This is a genomic window from Subsaxibacter sp. CAU 1640, from assembly GCF_023156585.1.
Lineage (GTDB): Bacteria > Bacteroidota > Bacteroidia > Flavobacteriales > Flavobacteriaceae > JBPOFM01.
The window spans coordinates 394,221-410,269 of sequence record NZ_JALNMI010000002.1; the positions used below are offsets into that span (position 1 = coordinate 394,221).

A 16,049-nucleotide genomic window follows, 5' to 3' on the forward strand; every position below is an offset into this window, starting at 1 on the left:
TCGTATTGGGCTTTCTAATTTATCTTGATGATGATTCTGACTATCCACCAAAATCATCAAATCTGATATTTTCGTCTGGGATTCCAAAGTCTTCTCCCATCTTTTGAACAGCTTGGTTCATTAATGGAGGACCGCAGAAGTACAATTCGATATCTTCTGGTGCATCGTGATGATTCAAATAATTATCAATCACACAGTTGTGAATGAATCCAACGAAACCATCACCTGGAGCATCAATGTTTTCCTTTACTTTCCAGTTATCTTCAGGCAAAGGTTCTGATAATGCCAAGTAAAATTTGAAGTTAGGGAAATCGCGCTCTAATTCACGGAAATGCTCTAAATAGAATAACTCTCGTTTTGAACGACCTCCATACCAGTAAGTTACTTTACGACCTGTCTTTAAAGTCTTGAACAAGTGATATAAATGCGAGCGCATAGGAGCCATACCAGCACCACCACCTACATACAACATTTCAGCATCTGATTCATTGATAAAGAATTCTCCGTAAGGACCAGAAATGGTCACTTTATCACCTTTTTTCTGATTGAAGATATAAGAAGAAGCAACACCTGGATTAACATCCATCCAACCTCCTTTTGCTCTATCCCAAGGCGGCGTTGCAATACGTACGTTCAACATAATCTCACGACCTTCTGCAGGATAAGAAGCCATTGAATAAGCTCTTTCCACAGTTTCGTCATTCTTCATCACCAAAGGCCACAATTGGAACTTATCCCATTCAGCTTGAAACTTATCTGGCGTTTCATGCTCTTGTGGATGCGCAGTAATGTCAATATCTTTATAATTAATGGTACAAGGTGGAATTTCAATCTGAATATAACCTCCGGCTTTATAACCCATATCTTCTGGGATTTCTACCACAAACTCTTTAATGAAAGATGCTACGTTATAGTTTCGTACTACGGTAGCCTCCCATTTTTTGATTCCGAAAACTTCTTCAGGAATGGTGATTTCCATATCCTGTTTTACTTTTACTTGGCAAGATAAACGTGCACCATGCTTTAACTCGCTTCTAGTAAAGTGTGGCGTTTCGGTTGGTAGCGCTTCACCACCACCAGACAATACATGACATTCACATTGAATACATGTTCCACCACCACCACAAGCTGATGGTAAAAATATCTTGTTGTTACCTAAAGTAGAAAGCAAACTTCCGCCTGAAGCTACTTCTATGGTTTTTTCACCATTGATGGTGATTTTTACCGGACCAGATGGCGACAGTTTTTGTTTGACTACCAATAAAAGTGTGACCAATAAAAGCGTGATAATCAAAAACGCAACGACGGTCGCTATAACGGTTCCTAATGTTCCTGCTGCTAATAAAATCATGTTATTCGTTTACTTTAGAAGTGTTAGCCATACCAAGGTCATCTTTTAAAACCACAGTATTATTGTTTGAATCATTATTTTCCAATTGTACTTGAGGTGGTTCTTTGTCACCTTCTTGTACAGTAGTTCCTTTCTTAACTTCTGGCTCATCACCTCCTGTCAACATTCCACCAAAACTCATAAAACCAATCGCCATCAATCCTGTGATGATGAAGGTAATTCCCAAACCTCTTAATGCTGGTGGCACATTTGAATATCTGATTTTTTCACGAATGGCTGCAATTGCCAAAATAGCCAAAAACCAGCCTATTCCTGAACCAACTCCGTAGGTGGTAGCCAAACCTAATGATGGAATCTCACGAGATTGCATAAACAATGAACCTCCTAAAATTGCACAGTTAACCGCAATCAATGGCAGGAAAATACCAAGTGAGTTGTACAATGAAGGTGAGAATTTCTCAACCACTATTTCTACCAATTGTACCATTGTTGCAATGGTAGCGATAAACATAATGAACGAAAGAAAGCTCAAATCATAATCAGCATACTCTGCTCCCAACCATTTTAAAGCACCTGGTTGCAAAAGATACTGATCCAAAAGCCAGTTTAATGGTACAGTAATCGCCAACACGAAGATAACTGCAGCTCCAAGTCCAACTGCCGTGGAAACTTTCTTCGAAACCGCTAGGTAAGAACACATTCCAAGGAATGTCGCAAATACCATATTATCTATAAAGATTGATTTTAAAAATAATTCTAAATGTTCCATTTTTAAGTTATAAGTTTTAAGTACTTTGAGTGCCTAAAGTTATTTTTTATTGAGTTCAGCGCTTCATAACTGCTTACTGCTACTGATAACTGATCACTGGTTTAGTCTTCGATTAATTCTTTATTCCTTGTTCTTTGCACCCAAATAATGATACCTACCACAATCAATGCCATTGGAGACAATAACATAAAACCATTGTTTTCGTATCCTATCGCATACAAACCTTTCTTTTCGATTGGATCTCCCAAAACTGGAAAACCTAATAAAGTACCAGAACCTAATAATTCTCTAAAAAATCCAACAATAATCAATATTAAACCGTAACCTGCAGCATTTCCAATACCATCAAGGAAAGATCTCCAAGGGCCATTCGCCAAAGCAAAAGCTTCAAAACGTCCCATAATGATACAGTTGGTGATAATCAATCCAACAAATACCGAAAGCGTCTTACTCAATTCATAAGAGAATGCTTTCAAAACTTGGTCAACAATAATTACCAACGCAGCAACTACGACCAGCTGCACGATAATTCTAATTTTAGAAGGAATGATGTTTCTCATCAACGAAATTACCACATTACCTATTCCCAATACAGCCATTACAGAAATAGCCATTACTATTGATGCCTTTAATTGGGCTGTAATTGCCAGAGCTGAACAGATTCCCAAAACCTGAATGGTAATTGGGTTATTATCCGCTAGTGGATCTGTGATTAACTTGGCATCTTTTTTTGATAAAAGTCCCATACAATTAATTAGTTTTTAAATTATCGAAGTAAGGCTTGTAAAGTTTCAAATCGCTTTTGATCATCGCAGTAACACCATCACCTGTAATAGTAGCACCTGCAATGGCATCGACCTCGTTATCAGTTTTATTCTCGTTTTTTGGATCAGCATTTCCTTTGGCTACAGTAATTCCTTTAAAATTACCATTATCATCCAATAAATGCTCGCCTTTGAAGTCGTCCATAAAGAAACGCTCTTTGATGTTAGCTCCTAAACCTGGTGTTTCACCTTTGTGGTCAAAATAAGCACCTTGTACCACCATATTTTTGTCAACAGAAACATATCCCCAGATAGCGTCCCAAAGACCTTTTCCGTAAATAGGAATCACATAATAGGTTTTACCGTCTTTTTCTCCAACAAATAAAGGTAAACGTCTTTTAGACGCATCACCTTTCGCAGAAGATTTCTCTTTTTTAATGTCTATCAAATACGCTTCATCATCTTCAGTCACCTTACCGTTTTCAATCACCAATTGCTGTGTAACGTATTTTGAAAAAGCTTCAGGCGCTTTGTCTGTAGAAATAAATACAGCGCTGCTTTCAGTATTATCATTTACATTCATAGCATACAAAATGTTCTGTTGCTTTTCTATGCGCTGATTTTCTGTGATTTTTGGCTTTAAAGATGAGGCTGTAAATGCTAACAACGCACCTACTGCCAAAACCATCCCGATCGCAAATAATATAGTATATGAATTTTTATCTGTTCTGTTTTCCATCGTTAAGCAGTTTTTACTTTTAGACGTTTCATTCTTCTTTTCACATTTCCTTGCACCACGTAATGGTCAATAGTTGGAGCGAACACATTCATCAATAGGATGGCCAACATAACACCTTCCGGGTAAGCTGGGTTGAACACACGAATCAATATTGAAATAAATCCAATCAAAAATCCGTAAATCCATTTTCCTTTATTTGTTTGTGATGCTGTCACGGGATCGGTAGCCATAAAGACTGTACCGAAAGCAAAACCGCCAATCAACAAGTGATGCCACCAAACTGTGCTCATCAAACCGTAAAACTTGCTGCTTTCTGTAATCCATCCAGAATTGACAACGCCATTGAAGATTAATCCCATAGCCAACGCTCCTGCGACACAAGACACCATAATTCTCCAACTTCCAATTTTGGTAAAAATCAAGAACAAAGCTCCTAACAATATTAATACGGTCGATGTCTCACCAACAGAACCAGGAATCAATCCGAAGAACATATCCCAAGTTGAATAAGCAACTTCTTTTCCTTGAGCCAAAGCACCTAGAATGGTTTCACCAGAAATCGCGTCTAAATTTGAACCCGCAGCAATGGCCTGGTCTCTTTCAACCGCGCCATGCACCCAAACTTTATCTCCAGACATCCATGTAGGATATGCGAAGAACAAAAATGCTCTGATGGTCAAAGCAGGATTTAAGATATTCATTCCAGTACCTCCAAAAACCTCTTTACCTATGACAACACCAAAAGCTACAGCAACTGCAAGCATCCATAATGGCGTATCAACAGGCACAATCAAAGGCACTAACATTCCTGTTACCAAATAACCTTCCTCAACTTCATGCTTTTTGATGACTGCAAACATAAATTCGATGGCAAGACCTACTCCGTAAGACACAATTACAAGTGGCAATACTTTCCAAAGTCCAATGACAAGGTTATCCCACGTCCAGAAGTTAGTAGTGTCAAAAAAACCTGTAGCTCTAGCAATTTCTCCCAACGCTACATGATGTTGATATCCTGCGTTGAACATTCCAAAAATCAAACAAGGAATCATTGCCATAATGACTGTGTTCATTGTTCGCTTCAAATCGTCAGCTACTTTGATATGAGTTCCACCGTGTGTGGTTTCATTCGGTAAGTATAGAAAGGTATGGATTGCGTTAAACGCAGGAGCCATTTTGGTTCCTTTATACTTTTCTTTTAAGTTATGTAAACTATTTTTTAAACCCATTTTATAGTGTCTGTTTTTTAATCACTTTATATTTCAAATACTTTAGGAAATTAGACTAACCTATTTCTTTTATCATTACATCCAAACCTTTTCTGATGATGGCCTGGTGTGGCTGCTTTGATACACAGATGAATTCTGTCAAGGCAAAATCTTCTGGAGCTACTTCATACATTCCCAACGCTTCCATTTCATCCAAATCTTGATACATACAAGCTTTCAACATTTGAAGTGGATACATATCCAATGGGAAAACCTCCTCGTAATTTCCAGTTAACACGAATGCTCTATGCTCACCATTGGTATTGGTATTCAAGTCATAGGATTTGTTTGGTGTCAACCAAGAAAAAGTCAACGCTCTTGAAGTAGATATCTTATTGAAAACTGGTTTATTCCATCCGAAGAATTCATAATCATCGCCTTCAGGAATCACAGTAATCGTATTGCTGTAGTAATCTAAATATCCGTCAGGTTTTACTTGTTTTCCTGAAAGGATATTCCCAGAAATGATACGGTCGTTCCCATTTTTATCAACGCCATTATCATACACCATAGTGGCAACCTCACTACCGATTTTAGTCACAAAATATCGTGGTTTTTTCACTGAAGAACCAGCCAATGCTACAATGCGCTCTGCATTGAATTTGCCTGTCAATAAAAGTTCACCAATGATTACCAAATCTTGCGCAGCAACGGTCCAAACCACTTCGCCTTTATTAACAGGATCGATTTTATTGATTTGGGTTCCAACATTTCCTGAAGGATGCGGACCTGATACTTTGTGCAAGGTGATGCCAGACAAACCCGCAAGTGGAGAGTTTGATTTTTTACCAACACTTACGTGTACTTTACCATCGGTCAATTTCCCCAAAGCCGTTACCGCTGCCTGCAATTCCGCTTCTTTCCCTTGCAACACGTAATCCAAATCTGCTGTTAAAGGAGCACTTGCATAGCCAGAAATAAAAATAGCTTTAGGCTTACGGTCAGTCATCGCTATAACGTCATAGGGACGTTGTTTTATAAAGGGCCAGCAACCTGTTGCCAACAAATGTTTTTTAATCGCTTCTCCATTTGCTCCAGCAACATCAAACTTACTATTGTCTTGATAAACCTGCTCTTTATCTGCTTGGATTTTAATGGCCAAAATTCTACGCTTCTCACCACGAGCAATGTCAATAACTTCCCCAGAAACAGGAGACGCAAACTTGACTGACTCATTGGCTTTGTCATAAAATAAGGTTTCACCAGCTTTTACTTTGGCACCTTGCTTCGCGATTAATTTTGGAATAACACCGTGGAAATCTTCTGGTCTCACAGTATAAAAGTTACTGATAATGGCCTTTTCAGTGGTTTTTTCAGCTTCACCCTTTAACTTGATATCAAGACCCTTTTTAATCTTAATGTCGTTTGACATATTATAAATCTATTTGTTAATAGTCGAGGTAATCAGGATTGTTCCGATGGAAAAATCCGTGCAAATTTACTAAATATCACACTAATTTAATTTCAAATTTTTGCATATATTTTTTATTTATAATTGTTCTAAATAAAATATATTATGTATTTAATCGAAAAACGTTTTTCTATAACGTTTGAGTAAAATTTCAGGCACAAATTTTGTTTATATTTACAAATCAAACATTACTCAAATGACATTAAAGTCCTTATCATTGTTTCTTTTCCTCATTGTTTCAATAACGATGCTTGGTCAAGTACAAGAAACCAATCCACCCAATTATATCAAAACCATCACCTTTAAGGGCAGTCAGCAGGAAAGCCAATTGCCGATTCTTCGATTGGGTGAACCTTTATTTCTGGAATTTGATGCGCTTAATGGTCGTGAAGAAGACTTTTACTATGTGATTGAGCATTTTAATTATGATTGGACACCATCACCTTTGGCGAAAGCTGAATATTTAAGAGGTTTTGATAACCAACGTATTTTCGACTATGAAAATTCATTCAACACCTATCAAACCTATTCGCATTACAGCTTAAGAATCCCTAACCAACAAACGAAAGGCATCTTAAAATCTGGCAATTATATCATATCCATTTGGAATGACAATGATGAAATGATGTTCTCGCGCAAGTTTATGGTCTATGAAGAAGCTGTTAACGTAGGTGTCAGTATCAAACGCTCAAGGGACGTAAAATTCATTGAGCAGAAACAAACGGTTGATATTGTTATCGCAAACAACAATTTCAATTTCAATAATCCGATGGAAACGGTCAAAACCCTTATCATTCAAAACAACAACCTCAACACAGCCATTACAGATGTAAAGCCACAATATATTTTGGGCAATGAACTCACCTATAAATATGTATCTGAAACTAGTTTTTGGGCAGGAAATGAGTATAGATTTTTCGAAAATAAAGATGTGCGTGCTGCCAATGTAGGCGTTCAGTTTATTGATTTACAAGATATCTACCACAATTATTTGTTTTTAAACGGTAGTAGAGCCAATGCGCCTTACACTTATAATCCTGATATCAATGGAAATTTCGTAATTACGGCAATAGACAGAGAAAATGTGGCGATTGAAGCTGATTACACGATGATACATTACAAACTGTTCTATCCGTTGCTGAAAGAAGGCGAACGACTGTATGTGTATGGAAATTTCAATAATTATGCGTTGGAACCTGAAAACCAAATGACCTACAACGAAGAAAGCAATGCCTATGAATGTGCTTTTAGAATGAAACAAGGATTTTATAATTACAAGTATGTAGTAGTCGAGAAAGATGGCACATTGAATGAAGGTGCAGTAAGTGGCGACTTTTGGCAAACTGAAAACAACTATAAAGTGTTGGTTTATTATAAAGATTTAGGGGCACGTTTTGATAGATTGATTGGCGTTGGCGAGGCATCCTCTGTTGATATTTCAAATTAAAATCGACATTCTCATTAAAACAGGGAAGAAAATTGCAATTGCTGATATCAAATGAAGACTCAAACTAAATTATTATATCCAATTAAATGAGCGATAAAAACTGTTAAAAATCGAATATTCAGATTGGAAATGCTCGAAAGTCTCAAAAAAATTTTATATTTATCAAAAATCGCTGAATTCCCACATGGTACAACAAGTAACAAGCGGCATTAGAATTTCCGTTGAGACAACTTTTGAAGGCACATTTTATAAAAACTATAAGGTGCATTTTGCTTTTGGATATAAGGTCACCATTGAAAATCAATCCAAAGATTCGGTTCAACTGAACTCAAGACATTGGAGGGTTTTGGATGCACTTAATAACATTGAAATCATTGAGGGAGAAGGTGTCATTGGTAAAAAACCAGTGCTGAAACCTGGTGAGTCGCACACCTACACTTCTGGTTGTTTGCTGACCTCACCTTTTGGAGCGATGCAAGGTCATTATAATATGGTCAATTTTACAAACACCAACAAATTCAAAGTATATATTCCAACATTCAAGTTGAGTGCTCCTTTTGCGCTGAACTAGAATCTTCATTTTTTCTGATAAAATCAAATCGATAGTCGGTTCCATTCTGTTTTACATAAAAGAAACTGCAATTCGAATATTGTATAAACTGGTGCGGTATGCTCATATCAAAACCTTCCTTATCAATTTTATAAATACCATCTACATCAATATGTCCATCAGGGGAAATACGTCTAAATCGATATTCATCAACATATTGTAAATCATACAACTCAAACCAAGCGCCAGCCGCAATTCCTGACAACCATTGCGCATGTTCACCTTTGACATCATTATGCTTTGGTTTTAAAGTCCCGACAAAATTGGGCTGATGATTTGATAATTTATCGAGAAACAAACGTCTATTTTCTTTAGAAACCGATGATTTAAAAATCCCAATCTCACCTGCTTCAGACACCTCAAAAACTTCTTCCTCTGTATTCGCAATCACGACGTTTCCGATAGTGCTGGGTGTAAACAATTTGGAGCGAGCCAATTTCCTCTTAATGGTTTTATCAGTAGTACCAGCAATCAAACTGTCCGTCACAAAACGTGCACAATTACAAGCATTCTTGATGAAAGCCGCATATCTGAGAAAATGTCTATTCTGCATCATCGTGATATACTTTCGGGATTTTTGATAATTGATGGCCTTGCAAACAGATGCATAAAGTGTTCCATCACCATGCGTTTTCTTTGGATTCGTTGCGAGAAATTTCAATATGTCATTCAAATTAGTGATGATACCATTTTGAATCTCTGCTTGAATTGGAAAATCAAGTTCATGGTCAGTATCTTTTCCTCGAACTCTTCCGTAAGGTTCGGGAGTGATGTATCGTCCGAAATCGTGGTATTCCAAGATGCCTGTTTGTCTATCAATCAAAACCAATGCGGCATGACCAGCTCGCACATAGTCCTTTTTCCCAATTCCAAAATAACGCATATAGGGCGAGTACCATTCATCGGCTACCATCACAATTGTTTCAGGATAGGCTAATGTCAATATAATTCCTGTGTTCTCCATTCAAAATTGATTGGTTATATGCAGACAATTTAAAGGTAGCAACTTACGAAAAAATATACTTTCAACATCCATATTGAAACCATTCATCAGAAGTTAAAGCCAACTAAATTTTGTACCTTTGCATCTCAAAATTTCAAACTTTTAAAAGCAACAAACATATGTCCAAAGGATTTTTCAACGTACCAATTGCAATCAATGAACCTGTGAAATCTTATGCTCCAGGTACTCCAGAACGCGAAGCCGTAAAGGCTGAATACGCCAAAATGTATAGAAGCAATGTAGAGGTTCCAATGTATATAAACGGGAAGGATGTAAAAACCAAAAACACCCGAACTATGTCGCCTCCACACGATCATAAACACGTAGTGGGAACGTATCATCTTGCAGAGAAAAAACATGTTGAGGAAGCTATTTCCACAGCTTTGGAAGCCAGAAAGGAGTGGTCACAAATGCCTTGGGAGCAGCGTGCGGCCATCTTTTTAAAAGCTGCAGAATTAATTGCAGGCCCTTATAGAACAAAAATCAATGCAGCCACTATGATGGCACAGTCCAAAACAATCCATCAGGCTGAAATTGACTCGGCTTGTGAATTGATTGACTTTTTGCGTTTTAATGTTCAATTTATGACGGACATTTATAAAGACCAACCTAAAAGTACAAGCGATGCTTGGAATAGAGTTGAATATCGTCCGTTGGAAGGTTTTACCTATGCGGTAACACCTTTTAATTTTACTGCAATTGCGGGAAATCTTCCGTCGTGTATGGCACTGATGGGAAATGTGGTGGTATGGAAGCCAAGTGATAGTCAGATTTACTCTGCTAAAGTCATTATGGATGTCTTTAAAGAAGCTGGCGTGCCTGCTGGTGTGATAAATGTGGTATTTGGTGACGCTAAAATGATTACAGATGTAGTGTTGTCAAGTCCTGATTTTTCTGGACTTCACTTTACAGGCTCTACAGAAATCTTTAAATTACTTTGGAAACAAATAGGAAACAACATTGCTAACTATAAAACTTATCCTCGAATTGTAGGAGAAACCGGTGGAAAAGATTTCATCGTCGCGCACAAAACTGCTAATGCCAAACAAGTAGCAACAGCCATCGTAAGAGGTGCTTTTGAGTTCCAAGGACAAAAATGTAGTGCAGCTTCGAGAGCATATATCCCAAAAAGCCTTTGGAAAGATGTTAAGAAAATGGTGGTTGAAGATGTCAAATCTTTCAAAATGGGATCACCAGAAGATATGGGCAACTTTATTACAGCAGTCATACACGAAGGTTCTTTTGACAAGCTTGCCAAATATATCGACCAAGCTAAAAAAGATAAGGATGCAGACATTGTAGTTGGTGGCAACTATGACAAATCAAAAGGCTATTTTATCGAACCGACGGTCATTGAAACTACAAATCCTAAATATGCAACAATGTGCACGGAATTGTTTGGCCCAGTGATTACCATCTATGTTTATGATGATAAAGATTACAGCAAAACCTTAAAATTGGTGGACGAAACCAGTGAATATGCTTTGACAGGTGCTATATTGGCGACAGATCGATATGCCATTGATGAAGCGACAAAAGCTCTTCAAAACAGTGCTGGAAACTTCTATATCAACGACAAACCAACTGGAGCCGTAGTTGGCCAGCAGCCATTTGGTGGTGCAAGAGCTTCTGGAACAAACGACAAAGCGGGTAGCGCCCAAAATTTATTACGATGGGTCTCACCACGATTAATCAAAGAGACATTTGTAACTCCTACTGATTACCGTTATCCATTTTTGGGATAATCAACATTTAAATATCAAACATCAAAATCCTCAAATTCCTTTTGAGGATTTTTTATTGTAAATAGCTCATCGACATAAAATTATATATGATAAAACTTTGTATATTTATCGATAGCTAATCAATATGATTTCTTATGGAAAAAAATTACTTCTACCTTTTATTCTTTGTTTGCTCATTCATTTACGCTCAACCTGGAAGTGAAAGCGCCATCACAACAATCAATGCTACGATTCCCTATCAAGGTGTAGGTGAACCAACGCCTCTTTTAGGTTCGGGTCAGTATAAAATTTATTATGATAATGTAGATGGTGTCTTGGATAAACCTATTTTCTTCGTGGATGGTTTTGACCCAAATGATTCAAGAGACATTCCTTTAATGTATAGCTTATTGAACTTCGGTGACCCTGTTATGAATCTTGGTGACTTGATTCGTGACGAAGGGTTTGATTTAGTGGTTTTGAATTTTGAAGCTTCTTATTTGAGTCCAACCGATGGCACAACTGAAATCCTTGGAGGCGCTGATTATATTCAACGTAATGCGTTTACAATGGTTGAATTGATCAACACCATCAATGGGATGAAGACAGGAACTGAACAGAATGTCGTCATTGGCCCAAGTATGGGAGGACTTATTTCTCGCTATGCTTTACGATATATGGAGCAAAACTCACTTGACCACGATACACGACTTTATATTTCATTTGACGCACCTCATCGCGGCGCAAATGTTCCTATCGGCATTCAGTATTTATTCAATTATATGGTCAACGGCGACCCAGGAATTACCGAAGCAGAACCTTTGGTCAGTGGATTGTTGAATAGTGCAGCTGCAAAACAAATGTTGATCGATCATTACTTGGGACACGTTGATGCAGGTGGTGTAGAGCAAGACAACTCAACACATACGCCAAAAGGTGCTCCGAATTTCAGAAATGCGTTCCAAACCGAACTGGATGCGATGGGTTTTCCACAAAACGTTAGAAATGTGGCCATCACAAATGGTAGTGGCACAGGACAAATGTCTGGCTCTCCAGGTCTTCAACTTATCAATCATACTTTTGATACAGGAACAGTGGCTTTTCCGCCTTTTGGAAATATTAATACAAGAGCAATCATTACAGTCCATTTTACACCTGCAGCCGGTCAAAATATCGAAGTAACCGATTTTGTTGGTCAAGGATTTCTTTTTGGCAGTTGGTTCAATGTTTTTACTTATGAAGCAGATGCTCAATCTTTAGCCACATCTGATGGACTGGACAGTGCTCCAGGTGGTCAATTTGATCTTTATTCATTTGATGATGGAACCAATCCTTTGATTACAGAATTTGTATCCAATCTCAACTCTCAATATTTTGATTTCATCCCTACCTTGAGCGGTCTTGCGATTAGTAACGAACCAAATTGGTATGCGACACCAAATGTCAGTAATTCTCCGTTTGCAAATACATATATTCCAGATGATAACGAACCACACGTTACATTAACCCAAGGAAATGTAGCTTTTGCACTTGATGAAATATTGAATCCTACTTTGGGTGTGATTGAACAACCAATAAATGATTTTATTAAAATTGAAAGAAATCCAATATCTAATGAATTTACATTGATTAATTCAACACAAATAAACAACGCTTTGATACATATCGTCGATATGACAGGAAAGCAAGTTTTAAGCACTCAAACATCAATTTCAGAGAGAACAAGTGTGCCTGTTAATCTTGAATCTGGCCTTTATATTTTAAATATTTCTTCGGAAAACGGGTTGATTTTCAAAACTAAACTTATCGTTAAATAATTCAATCCCCAATCAAAATGAAAAAGGCTGAACCTAACTATGTTCAGCCTTTGTATTTTATGGGTAAGTGAACTACTTTCTTGGTTTCAAAAAAATCTTCTTCAAAATAATCGCTTAAATCATAAATGGTAGTATTGCGATACACTTGAAGCTCGTCGGTTAAATCACCACCTTTTAGATAAAGAATCCCATTTTTCAGTGGATGGTTTTGCTCCTTCGACACCTTTTGTTTTACCCAACTTACGAAAGTGGGCATCGTGGTGACAGCACGACTTACTATAAAATCAAACTCATCTTTGATAGTTTCAGCTCTTCCGTGAGTGGTCTTGACATTTTTCAACCCCAAACTTTGAGCCACGCCTTCCACAACTTTCAGTTTTTTTCCGATACTGTCAACCAGGTGAAATTTACTTTCGGGAAACATAATGGCTAATGGGATTCCCGGAAAACCGCCTCCTGTGCCTACATCCATAATTTTTGATTTAGGTTGAAAAGAAATGACTTTTGCAATTCCCAAGGAATGCAGAACGTGCCGAAGGTACAGTTCATCAATATCCTTCCTTGAAATCACATTGATCTTGGAATTCCAGTCTTTATACAAGGCTTCCAACTGCTGAAATTGCCTAATTTGAGTCTCGGATAATTCAGGAAAGTACTTTGTGATTAGCTCCATCAGATTGAATTTTCAACAAAAATAGGTATTTTAGTGTGTATATTTTTAGCATATTCTTAAACCCTTCGCGATATTAATTGATTATCTTTGCCAGCAAAATATGATATTTTAATGTTTTGCGTTATCATATAAACCCTAGTAACAATGGCTGAACAACAAACCTTATCATTTTCAAGAACAGATTCTGCTAAATTCTTTCGAACGCTGAATAAGCGTGTTAATGATTATTTCAAGGAAAACAATATAAAACGTACCGGAAACTGGAAACTTTGGCTTAAAACGGTCATAATGTTCTCCATCTTTTTAACGCCTTACTTCCTTATTCTCACGTTGAATTTGCCCACTTGGGCTTTGATTCTTCTGACGATTACAATGGGTGTCGGGATGGCCGGAGTCGGGATGAACGTAATGCACGATGGCAACCACGGGTCGTTTTCTAACAAAGAATGGATCAATCGATTGATGGGAAGCAGCATTTATATTTTGGCTGGAAATGTCTATAACTGGAAAGTACAACACAATGTTCTTCACCATACCTATACTAATATTCATGGACACGATGAAGATTTAGAAGCCGGAAGAATCCTTCGTTTTTCAAAACATGCCGAGTGGCACAAGCACCATAGATTTCAGCATTATTATTCAGTGTTTTTATATGGTTTGTTGACAATCAACTGGGCCATCACTACTGATTTTTTACAAATGAAGCGTTACCTAAAACGTAAGCTGTCTTATGGTAAATTTCCAAATCCTGCGACAGAATGGAGCAAATTGGTCATTTCAAAAATAATTTATGTTTCTATTTGGATTGTATTGCCAATTTTGTTGACAGACATCGCTTGGTGGAAATTGTTGATTGGTTTCTTCTTGATGCATTATGTTGCTGGCGTTATATTGAGCGTCGTGTTTCAATTGGCACACGTTATGGATGAAGCAGAGATGCCACTTCCTGAAGAAAATGGCACTATGAAAAACTCTTGGGCAATTCATCAATTGCAAACAACAGTTAATTTTGCCACTAAAAACAGAATTGTAAATTGGTTTACAGGTGGGCTGAACCATCAGGTGGAACATCATATTTTCCCGCATATTAGCCATATTCACTATACTAAAATTTCAAAAATAGTAAGAGAAACGGCCAAAGAGTTTGATTTGCCTTACAAGGAATACAAAACAACTCGAAAAGCAGTCATTGCACACTTCAGATTTTTAAAGGAAATGGGTATGAACCCAGCACTACAAGCATAATTTTTTTTGAATGAACCAACTTTCAGATAGAGTTTTAGGGATGGCTACATCTGCCACTTTGGCGATGGCAGCAAAGACGAGAGAATTAAAAGCAGAGGGGAAAGATATCATTGGATTGAGTCTTGGTGAGCCTGATTTTAATACTCCAAATTTCATAAAAGATGCGGCCAAACAAGCCATTGATGAAAATTACAGTTCCTATTCTCCTGTAGATGGTTATGTAGAATTGAAGGATGCAATTATTACCAAATTCAAGCGCGACAATGGTTTAACTTATAAACCTTCTCAAATTGTCGTGTCAACAGGCGCCAAACAATCTTTGGCAAATGTTGCAGCAGTAATGCTCAATAAAGGAGATGAAGTGATTTTGCCTTGCCCTTATTGGGTAAGTTACAGCGACATTGTAAAGTTGAACGAAGGTGTTCCTGTGGAAGTGCAAACGTCTATAGACAATGACTTCAAATTGACACCAGCGCAATTGGAAGCAGCCATTACTCCAAAGACCAAAATGATTTGGTATAGCTCTCCTTGCAACCCAAGTGGCTCTGTTTACAGCAAGGAAGAATTGAGAGCGTTGGCTGATGTATTGCAAAAATATCCGAATATCATTGTGGTTTCTGACGAAATCTATGAGCATATCAATTTTGTTGGTGAGCACGCAAGTATGGCACAATTTGACGATATGTTTGATAGAACCGTTACCGTCAATGGTGTTTCAAAAGCATTTGCGATGACTGGCTGGAGGATTGGTTACATTGGTGCTCCAGAATACATAGCTCGAGCTTGCAACAAAATGCAAGGTCAAATTACGAGTGGCGCCAATAGCATAGCCCAAAGAGCTACCATTACAGCATTGAATGAATCTCCAGACCGTATCAAGTTTATGGTAGAACAGTTCAAAAAGAGAAGGGATTTAATATTGGATTTGCTTAACGAAATACCAACTTTTAAGAATAATGTTCCGGAAGGTGCTTTTTACGTGTTTCCAGATATTTCTTATTATTTCGGAAAAACGTTAAGAGGCCATAAAATCAATAATGCCACTGATTTTTCGATGTATATTTTGGAAGAAGCTTTGGTAGCAACCGTTACAGGTGAAGCTTTTGGAAATCCAAACTGCATCAGACTGTCTTATGCAGCCTCTCAAGAGCAAATTATCGAAGCTGTAAGACGGATTAAAGAATCCTTGAACTAATAAAAAGCCACTGTCGAGAAAGTGGCTTTT

The 16,049-nt window shown here is 37.6% G+C and carries 14 protein-coding genes; 6 read left to right on the forward strand and 8 right to left on the reverse strand.

The window, feature by feature from the left end; translation table 11 throughout:
* Nucleotides 1–40: 40 nt before the first annotated feature.
* From nqrF to M0G43_RS06385, 6 genes are all read right to left on the reverse strand, one after another.
* Entirely contained in the window at nt 41–1,348 is a 1,308-nt protein-coding gene (nqrF, locus tag M0G43_RS06360; RefSeq protein ID WP_248024796.1) for an NADH:ubiquinone reductase (Na(+)-transporting) subunit F, read from the reverse strand.
* Between the two features lie 4 nt (nt 1,349–1,352).
* Entirely contained in the window at nt 1,353–2,120 is a 768-nt protein-coding gene (gene nqrE, locus M0G43_RS06365) for an NADH:ubiquinone reductase (Na(+)-transporting) subunit E (RefSeq protein WP_248024509.1), read from the reverse strand.
* A gap of 101 nt (nt 2,121–2,221) precedes the next feature.
* Nucleotides 2,222–2,866 (reverse strand): NADH:ubiquinone reductase (Na(+)-transporting) subunit D, encoded by a 645-nt coding sequence (locus M0G43_RS06370; protein ID WP_248024512.1) that lies wholly within the window; start codon nt 2,864–2,866, stop codon nt 2,222–2,224.
* Between the two features lie 4 nt (nt 2,867–2,870).
* Nucleotides 2,871–3,623 carry a Na(+)-translocating NADH-quinone reductase subunit C gene (locus tag M0G43_RS06375; RefSeq protein WP_248024513.1) on the reverse strand — a complete coding sequence of 251 codons (753 nt, stop codon included), beginning with the start codon at nt 3,621–3,623 and terminating at the stop codon, nt 2,871–2,873.
* Between the two features lie 2 nt (nt 3,624–3,625).
* Nucleotides 3,626–4,852: an NADH:ubiquinone reductase (Na(+)-transporting) subunit B gene (locus tag M0G43_RS06380; protein ID WP_248024514.1), complete on the reverse strand. Its 1,227-nt coding sequence runs from the start codon at nt 4,850–4,852 to the stop codon at nt 3,626–3,628.
* Between the two features lie 55 nt (nt 4,853–4,907).
* Entirely contained in the window at nt 4,908–6,263 is a 1,356-nt protein-coding gene (locus M0G43_RS06385) for a Na(+)-translocating NADH-quinone reductase subunit A (RefSeq protein WP_248024515.1), read from the reverse strand.
* Between the two features lie 235 nt (nt 6,264–6,498).
* On the opposite strand from M0G43_RS06385, the gene M0G43_RS06390 reads away from it, so the two are divergent.
* Both M0G43_RS06390 and apaG read left to right on the forward strand, forming a co-directional pair.
* Entirely contained in the window at nt 6,499–7,749 is a 1,251-nt protein-coding gene (locus M0G43_RS06390) for a DUF5103 domain-containing protein (RefSeq protein WP_248024516.1), read from the forward strand.
* Nucleotides 7,750–7,933: 184 nt separating this feature from the next.
* A complete protein-coding gene (gene apaG, locus M0G43_RS06395; RefSeq protein ID WP_248024517.1) occupies nt 7,934–8,320 on the forward strand; it encodes a Co2+/Mg2+ efflux protein ApaG in 387 nt (128 codons plus the stop codon).
* On the opposite strand, the gene M0G43_RS06400 is transcribed toward apaG, so the two are convergent.
* Nucleotides 8,289–9,323, reverse strand: coding sequence for a DUF6695 family protein (locus M0G43_RS06400; RefSeq protein WP_248024518.1), 1,035 nt, complete (start codon nt 9,321–9,323; stop codon nt 8,289–8,291). The genes apaG and M0G43_RS06400 overlap by 32 nt on opposite strands.
* A gap of 158 nt (nt 9,324–9,481) precedes the next feature.
* On the opposite strand from M0G43_RS06400, the gene pruA reads away from it, so the two are divergent.
* A complete protein-coding gene (gene pruA, locus M0G43_RS06405) occupies nt 9,482–11,107 on the forward strand; it encodes an L-glutamate gamma-semialdehyde dehydrogenase (RefSeq protein ID WP_248024519.1) in 1,626 nt (541 codons plus the stop codon).
* Between the two features lie 134 nt (nt 11,108–11,241).
* On the forward strand, nt 11,242–12,903 hold the full coding sequence (locus M0G43_RS06410) for a T9SS type A sorting domain-containing protein (RefSeq protein ID WP_248024521.1): 1,662 nt from the start codon (nt 11,242–11,244) through the stop codon (nt 12,901–12,903).
* Between the two features lie 43 nt (nt 12,904–12,946).
* On the opposite strand, the gene rsmG is transcribed toward M0G43_RS06410, so the two are convergent.
* Nucleotides 12,947–13,576, reverse strand: a complete 630-nt coding sequence (gene rsmG, locus M0G43_RS06415; protein ID WP_248024523.1) for a 16S rRNA (guanine(527)-N(7))-methyltransferase RsmG — start codon at nt 13,574–13,576, stop codon at nt 12,947–12,949.
* Between the two features lie 144 nt (nt 13,577–13,720).
* Here rsmG and M0G43_RS06420 point away from each other — a divergent pair, with 144 nt between their 5' ends.
* Complete coding sequence (locus M0G43_RS06420) at nt 13,721–14,824, forward strand: fatty acid desaturase family protein (RefSeq protein WP_248024524.1); 1,104 nt, start codon at nt 13,721–13,723, stop codon at nt 14,822–14,824.
* A gap of 10 nt (nt 14,825–14,834) precedes the next feature.
* Nucleotides 14,835–16,019 (forward strand): pyridoxal phosphate-dependent aminotransferase, encoded by a 1,185-nt coding sequence (locus M0G43_RS06425; RefSeq protein ID WP_248024525.1) that lies wholly within the window; start codon nt 14,835–14,837, stop codon nt 16,017–16,019.
* Nucleotides 16,020–16,049 lie beyond the last annotated feature (30 nt).

Coding starts and splice junctions, on each gene's coding strand:
- nqrE (WP_248024509.1), bottom strand. CDS start 2,120: ATGGAACATTTAGAATTATTTTTAAAATCAATCTTTATAGATAATATG.
- M0G43_RS06370 (WP_248024512.1), bottom strand. CDS start 2,866: ATGGGACTTTTATCAAAAAAAGATGCCAAGTTAATCACAGATCCACTA.
- M0G43_RS06375 (WP_248024513.1), bottom strand. CDS start 3,623: ATGGAAAACAGAACAGATAAAAATTCATATACTATATTATTTGCGATC.
- M0G43_RS06380 (WP_248024514.1), bottom strand. CDS start 4,852: ATGGGTTTAAAAAATAGTTTACATAACTTAAAAGAAAAGTATAAAGGA.
- M0G43_RS06385 (WP_248024515.1), bottom strand. CDS start 6,263: ATGTCAAACGACATTAAGATTAAAAAGGGTCTTGATATCAAGTTAAAG.
- M0G43_RS06390 (WP_248024516.1), top strand. CDS start 6,499: ATGACATTAAAGTCCTTATCATTGTTTCTTTTCCTCATTGTTTCAATA.
- apaG (WP_248024517.1), top strand. CDS start 7,934: ATGGTACAACAAGTAACAAGCGGCATTAGAATTTCCGTTGAGACAACT.
- M0G43_RS06400 (WP_248024518.1), bottom strand. CDS start 9,323: ATGGAGAACACAGGAATTATATTGACATTAGCCTATCCTGAAACAATT.
- pruA (WP_248024519.1), top strand. CDS start 9,482: ATGTCCAAAGGATTTTTCAACGTACCAATTGCAATCAATGAACCTGTG.
- M0G43_RS06410 (WP_248024521.1), top strand. CDS start 11,242: ATGGAAAAAAATTACTTCTACCTTTTATTCTTTGTTTGCTCATTCATT.
- rsmG (WP_248024523.1), bottom strand. CDS start 13,576: ATGGAGCTAATCACAAAGTACTTTCCTGAATTATCCGAGACTCAAATT.
- M0G43_RS06420 (WP_248024524.1), top strand. CDS start 13,721: ATGGCTGAACAACAAACCTTATCATTTTCAAGAACAGATTCTGCTAAA.
- M0G43_RS06425 (WP_248024525.1), top strand. CDS start 14,835: ATGAACCAACTTTCAGATAGAGTTTTAGGGATGGCTACATCTGCCACT.